Source organism: Marinobacter sp. EhC06, assembly GCF_001650915.1.
Lineage (GTDB): Bacteria > Pseudomonadota > Gammaproteobacteria > Pseudomonadales > Oleiphilaceae > Marinobacter.
In genome coordinates, this window is record NZ_LXYO01000018.1 from 1 (window position 1) to 5935 (window position 5935).

Annotated in this window: 7 protein-coding genes; 6 read left to right on the forward strand and 1 reads right to left on the reverse strand. The window is 51.8% G+C overall.

Annotation, left to right across the window (positions count from 1 at the left end; all coding sequences use genetic code 11):
- The 5 genes from A8B84_RS21875 to A8B84_RS21660 form a co-directional block, all read left to right on the forward strand.
- A partial coding sequence (locus tag A8B84_RS21875) for a hypothetical protein (protein WP_227513978.1) occupies positions 1-249 on the forward strand: 249 nt, incomplete at its 5' end.
- A gap of 107 nt (positions 250-356) precedes the next feature.
- Positions 357-1085, forward strand: a complete 729-nt coding sequence (locus A8B84_RS09685; RefSeq protein WP_064229024.1) for a PEP-CTERM sorting domain-containing protein — start codon at positions 357-359, stop codon at positions 1083-1085.
- Positions 1086-1259: 174 nt separating this feature from the next.
- Positions 1260-3128, forward strand: coding sequence for a carbamoyltransferase (locus tag A8B84_RS09690; protein WP_064229025.1), 1869 nt, complete (start codon positions 1260-1262; stop codon positions 3126-3128).
- Between the two features lie 8 nt (positions 3129-3136).
- Positions 3137-3529 carry an SxtJ family membrane protein gene (locus A8B84_RS09695; RefSeq protein WP_064229026.1) on the forward strand — a complete coding sequence of 131 codons (393 nt, stop codon included), beginning with the start codon at positions 3137-3139 and terminating at the stop codon, positions 3527-3529.
- Positions 3529-3681, forward strand: coding sequence for a DUF5989 family protein (locus A8B84_RS21660; RefSeq protein WP_162841250.1), 153 nt, complete (start codon positions 3529-3531; stop codon positions 3679-3681). Before A8B84_RS09695 ends, A8B84_RS21660 begins: the two co-directional genes overlap by 1 nt.
- Positions 3682-3740: 59 nt before the next feature.
- Here the strand turns inward: A8B84_RS21660 and A8B84_RS09700 are convergent, their stop codons facing one another.
- Positions 3741-4802: a PEP-CTERM sorting domain-containing protein gene (locus A8B84_RS09700; protein WP_161487086.1), complete on the reverse strand. Its 1062-nt coding sequence runs from the start codon at positions 4800-4802 to the stop codon at positions 3741-3743.
- Between the two features lie 187 nt (positions 4803-4989).
- Here A8B84_RS09700 and A8B84_RS09705 point away from each other — a divergent pair, with 187 nt between their 5' ends.
- A complete protein-coding gene (locus A8B84_RS09705) occupies positions 4990-5874 on the forward strand; it encodes an SGNH/GDSL hydrolase family protein (RefSeq protein WP_138103149.1) in 885 nt (294 codons plus the stop codon).
- Positions 5875-5935: the final 61 nt, after the last annotated feature.

Genomic DNA, 5935 nt, shown 5'->3' on the forward strand with positions numbered 1-5935 from the left:
ACATTACTAAGATCAGAATGGATTAGAAAGTTGGGTGCAGGTCACGGCATCCTCGGAAGAGAGTTCGGTGCTTTCCCAAGTATTGTTCCGACCTCAAAGGGATTCCAGCGAGGTCTTGGACCATTTATTCATGGCCACAATCTATTTATTCGAAATGAGCTTAAGGGTTTGGGGTGGCTTGCAATCGCCTTGATCGGATGTCGGGAAACTTTACAGGGCGGCCCGTTTTACTTTGCGCGGTTGTCCTAAATATATGGTTTTTGGCATTTTTTTAATTATGGTGCAGTGCTTGCTTAGTTAGTTGGTGCGGGTGATGACGAAAGCCCAGGAATCGGAACATTAAAAGGACTGATATTATGAAATCGCTGAATAAAGTACTGATGGGCACAATGCTTTCGATGGGCATCGTATCGGGTGCCGCAGCTTACACCATTGATGATAACGGCGCAGACCAGTTCATTGGTGCAAACCAAAATGTCGCTCTGGCTGATAATCTGGATGTATATGGTAACGCTGGTATTTATGATGTCTTCGGGATGGACGTCTCGAGTGATATCAATAATTTGTACGTTTCTGTCTACACTAATTTCAACCCTAGCCTCTCCAGCTTTGACTATGGAGACCTCTTCATAAGCACTGATGGCTGGAATCCGTTTGGTTCTGCACCATACAAGGAAGACGGTTTTGGTGATGGTGAAACGTGGGAGTACGCAGTTGATGTGAGCTCTCGCTCTAATGGGCTTGCTGATGTAGTAGACATTTCTTTGTCTAATGGCTTTGAAGTCACTAGTGGGGCGTCTTCCAGGATTTTTCAGGAAGTCGCTGTTGATCGCTCGGGCCAGGATAAGGCTGGTGATGCAGGTCTTGGCATCGTTACCAATGGCCTTACAACTCTGAGCTTTCAGATTGCTCTGGCTGACTTGGGTTTGAATGCGCTGAGCCCACAAGAAATCGGCCTTCGCTGGGCGATGACCTGCGCGAATGACATCACCGAGGGTTCGTACACTGTTCCTGAGCCTGGCACTCTTGCATTGCTTGGCCTGGGTCTGATCGGTCTTTCGCTAAGGAAGCGCGCAAAGGCTTGATGATCGCGATCAGTCAGGGTACTTGAAACCAGGCTTTATTTAGCAATGCTGGTCAACGCAGGGTGGAGTTTTCCATCCTGCGTTTTTGTTTGGCGTCAGCAAACTTTACAGGTGAAATCCCTGTGGTATTGCGCTTTACTGTAGCTGGTTTTAAATCAAGGGCGCGTCAGTTCCATGGATGATGACTTCAGCAGTTCCTCTCCTGTGTATATTCTCGGTATTTCAGCTTTTTACCACGATTCAGGTGCCGCTTTGTTACGTGATGGCACCATACTTTGCGCCGCCCAGGAAGAAAGATTCACCCGAAAAAAACATGATCCGGGGTTTCCAGCTCACTCAGTCAGGTTCTGTCTTGAATTCGCCGGCATTGGTCTGGACCAGGTCCAATCAGTGGTTTTTTATGACAAGCCATTGCTGAAGTTCGAGCGCCTTCTGGAGACTTATCTTAGCTTTGCGCCAAAGGGGCTTGGCTCGTTCCTCAAGGCCATGCCCGTCTGGCTGAAGGAAAAGCTGTATCTGAAGCAGGAGCTGCGCTCCCAGTTGTGCGAACTCTCCGGGCTGGCGCGCAAAGCGCTGCCGCCTCTGCTGTTTACTGCCCACCATCAGTCTCACGCAGCGTCAGCTTTCTTTCCATCCCCTTATGAGAAGGCCGCAGTGCTGTGTCTGGATGGGGTGGGAGAGTGGGCCACAACCTCGGCATGGGTGGGGAACTCCGATCAGTTGGAGCCGCTGTGGCAGATTGATTTCCCGCACTCATTGGGGCTCTTGTACTCGGCGTTTACCTACTATTTGGGTTTCAAAGTTAACTCGGGAGAGTACAAGGTGATGGGGCTTGCCCCTTATGGAGAGCCCCGTTTTGCCGAGCTCATTCGCTCTGAGTTGATTGATATCAAGCCCGACGGCTCGTTTCGGCTCAATATGGATTACTTTGATTACTGTACCGGGCTGACCATGGTGAACGAGCGGTTCGGGAAGCTCTTTGGATTGCCAGCCCGGGCGCCTGAGAGCGATGCGCTGACTCAGGCCCACATGGATATCGCTGCGTCCATTCAGGAAGTTACCAACGATTGTGTTGTGCGCCTGGCTAACCAGCTCAGAAAAGAAACTGGGATGGAGTACTTGTGTCTGGCAGGGGGGGTGGCTCTGAACTGTGTGGCGAACAGTGAGGTGGCGCGCCTGGCTGGCTTCAAGGGCTTGTGGGTTCAGCCTGCCGCCGGGGATGCCGGAGGTTCAATAGGAGCCGCCCTGAGCGCCTGGTATGCGGGTGAGCATCCGCAGCGGCGACCGGCGAGCCCTGATGGTATGAACGGTGCCTATCTCGGCCCTGAGTTCTCTGATGAGGATATTCGTTCGGCCCTTAATCGGTTTGGCGCGGTTTTCGATGAAGAGCCGCAGGAATCTCTCTGTTCCAGGGTGGCGGAGCTGCTTGCCGATGGAAACGTCGTTGGCTGGTTCCAGGGAAGGATGGAGTTTGGTCCCAGGGCGCTGGGCCATCGGTCCATTCTTGGTGATCCGCGCCTCCCCGGAATGCAGGAGAAAATGAACCTCAAGATCAAGTTCCGGGAGTCGTTTCGGCCGTTTGCACCTTCGGTACTTGAGGAGGATACAAAGGATTGGTTCGAGTGCGAATTTACCAGCCCGTATATGTTAATGACTGCCCCGGTTTCAAAGACGCGCAGGCACGAGTCGGCTGATGGGGAGGCTCTTACGGGGCTTCAAAAGTTGAAGCAGGTGCGTTCAGCCATTCCCGCCGTCACCCATGTGGATTACAGCGCCCGGCTCCAGACGGTAGGCAAGGGTGGGTCCGTTGTGTATCGACGCCTTTTGCACGCATTCAAGGCGTTGACAGAGTGTCCGGTCCTGATAAACACATCATTTAATGTGCGTGGAGAGCCAATCGTCGCAACACCTGAAGACGCGTTCCGCTGCTTCATGGCTACAGACATGGACTACCTGGTGGTCGGGAACTTTGTGCTCAGCAAGGGCTCTCAGTCTGGCAGGGAAGCCTTTATGGATCATGTGGATCAATTCGAGCTGGATTAGGAGCAGGGATGGAACGTTCGGCGGAAAGGTCAGATTTAAAGAAGTTCGGAATTGGTCTTGCTATTATCATCGCCGTTCTATTTGGTGTGTTTCTCCCATGGCTGTTCAGTTATTCCTGGCCGTGGTGGCCCTGGGTGACGGGGGCTATCTTGTTGTTCATTTCCTTTCTGGCGCCTTCTGCCCTCTCTCCAGTCCAGCGAGGTCTCCTGAAGATTGCTGAACCGCTGGGGCGTATTAACTCAGTGATACTTCTCTCCGTGGTGTACTTTCTCCTGGTTTGTCCGATGGGCCTGATCATGAAGCTGTTTGGAAAGGATCCAATTCCGAAAGCATTCGAGCCAGACGCTGAGACCTACAGGAAAAAGAGCGATCCAACGACCAGTCTGGAGGTGCCGTTCTGATGTGGGAGTTGCTGAAAGATTTTTCTATGTTTGTGCGGGCGAGGAAAAAGTACTGGATGATTCCGCTGCTGGCGACGCTCATGTTGCTGGGTGGCCTGATTGTTTTCAGTCAGGGTTCGGCCTTTGCCCCATTTATCTATACGCTGTTCTGACGAAATGAAAAAAGGGGCCTCCTGGGAGGCCCCTTTTAATTTTAAGCGCGATGACCGGGTCAGGCAGATTCGCCGTCCTTCTGGTTACGGCGGCGCAGACCAAACATGGCTACGAGCGAGAGCCCGAGAAGACCAAGGGTGGCCGGCTCGGGAACGTCAACTGCGCCTTCGATGGTGTCGTTACCACATGTCATGTTCCAGTGAAACGCAATTTCATTACCGAACAGGAGGCTGGTGCCGGCCAGATCAACGCCGAAATTCAGGACGTTGTTGGTTGAGTCAATGCTCCAACTGCCAGAGATCCCGGTGCTGATCGCAGTTTCATTGCCCAAATCGACGAGTGTTTCCTGGCCGTCCCGGAAAATTCCGCCGCTGCTCATCACATCTTCGGTAAGGATGGCGTTTGCGTCATTGGTCGCGCCAGTAAGCTGGTAAAGACTGGCAATACCGCCATTGTTACTGGAACGATCATTCAGGACCAGGCCGTATTGCCAGATGGTTCCGTTGGCGTGGTTGTCCAATTTGTAGCCATCAGAGGCGCTACCGGCCGGGTTCCATTCACTTGCCAGGAAAAGGTCCCCGAGAGTAACGCCGAGACCGTCCTTGGTAAGGTTGGGGTAGATACCCACGTGGTTAACAAAATTGGTTTGGATTGAAAGATTCAGGAAACTCCCTGTGAGAGATGCTTCCGCGCCAGTGATGTCAAATTTCGTTCTGTCGGCATTGTTTGAAATGACGTCGCCGTATCCGTGGTCATCGGATCCAACGTACGCATCACTGATCAAATCTGCGTAAACCGGTTGAGCGGCTAGGGCTCCAACGAGCAGGCTGGCTTTTACTGCATTTTTCATAATAATCGTCCTGATTTGCTCCACAGAAATGCTAAATTCGCTGTGCGAACATGCAGTACCGTAAGCAGCAAAAACCAGGCCGGAACGGAAATATCTCGTTAAAACAGCAAAGTAAGATTGTTGGGGGGAGGTTAGTGTAAATAAAATCGACAGTACTTGGCCGAACTGTAAATTTCTTGAGACACTGAAACATAAACTTCTTGAATTGGTAAGGAAGCTGAGGATGAAACAAGGTAACTCTGTCAGGAATGCCTGGTTCGGAATTGTCACCGTCGTAATTTCTGTTGTGATTGTTCTGGTAGTCTTTGAGTGGGCTCTGAGGACTATGACCGGTTCTATGCAAAGCAGTGAATCCATGGATGAGGGATTTATATTGTTTGATTCCCGGCTTGGCTGGAAGCTAAACCCCGGCTGGGAGGGCAAGCACCGGCATCATGATTTTGAGGTGCAGTATCAGGTGAACGAACTGGGGTTTCGTGGGGATGCTCTCGAATTTTCCGGGGAGAGCCAGAAGGTATTCTTCCTTGGCGATAGTTTTACATTCGGGCTTGGCGTTGATGAGGGGGAGACCTTTCCGGATTTCCTCAATAGTTCAGCTGCTGGGGCACATACAGACTTTTTTAACCTCAGCGTGCCCGGTTATGCTCCGGACCAGCAACTGATACTCCTGGACGATCTACTGAGTTATCGCCCGGACACATTGGTGTGGGTGATCTACCTTGGCAACGACTTGTTGGACATTCGTTACCCATTCCCGTTGCAGGCTGGTTACGGAAAACCCTATTACGTACTGGATGGAAATCGCCTGCGTCTGGAAAACAGCCCGGTTCCCTTGAAAGCGAAAACCCCGAAGTATCAGGCAATGTCAGTCAGTTCAGCGATCTTGGAAGGCTTTGACCTGTATCCGATCTGGCAGGATCTTCTTGCTGATTCCCAGATCGGGACGCGCATTAACTCGATTATCGGCTTTGATGAGAACGCCCTCCAGTCACATATTGAAGAGCGTCTCAAGAGCGATGTGGCCCTTTTCCTGGCTATGACAGATAGGGCAAGGACGATGGTAAGAGGGCAGGGTGGTGAGATGGCCTTCGTTCTGATGCCCGGCAGCGGGTATTTCCGGGAAAATACGGTTCCAGGGGTTTACCAGAAGAGCACCGCAAGAGCGTTGTCAAGTGAACTCAAGGACCGGGGATACCGTGTGGTAAATCTCGGGCCCGAACTGGCAAACCTAATTAACTCAGAAAAGCAACTATTTCACCCCAATGAAGGCCATCTGACGCCTGAAGGGCATAAAGCGGTTGCTGGAATTCTCGCCGGTTCAGGTCTCTGGGACCAGCAGTGAGGGCTCGGGAGGCGATACCGGGAGCCTGTAAACCAAATTGTGTAACTGCCCACGACTGAGT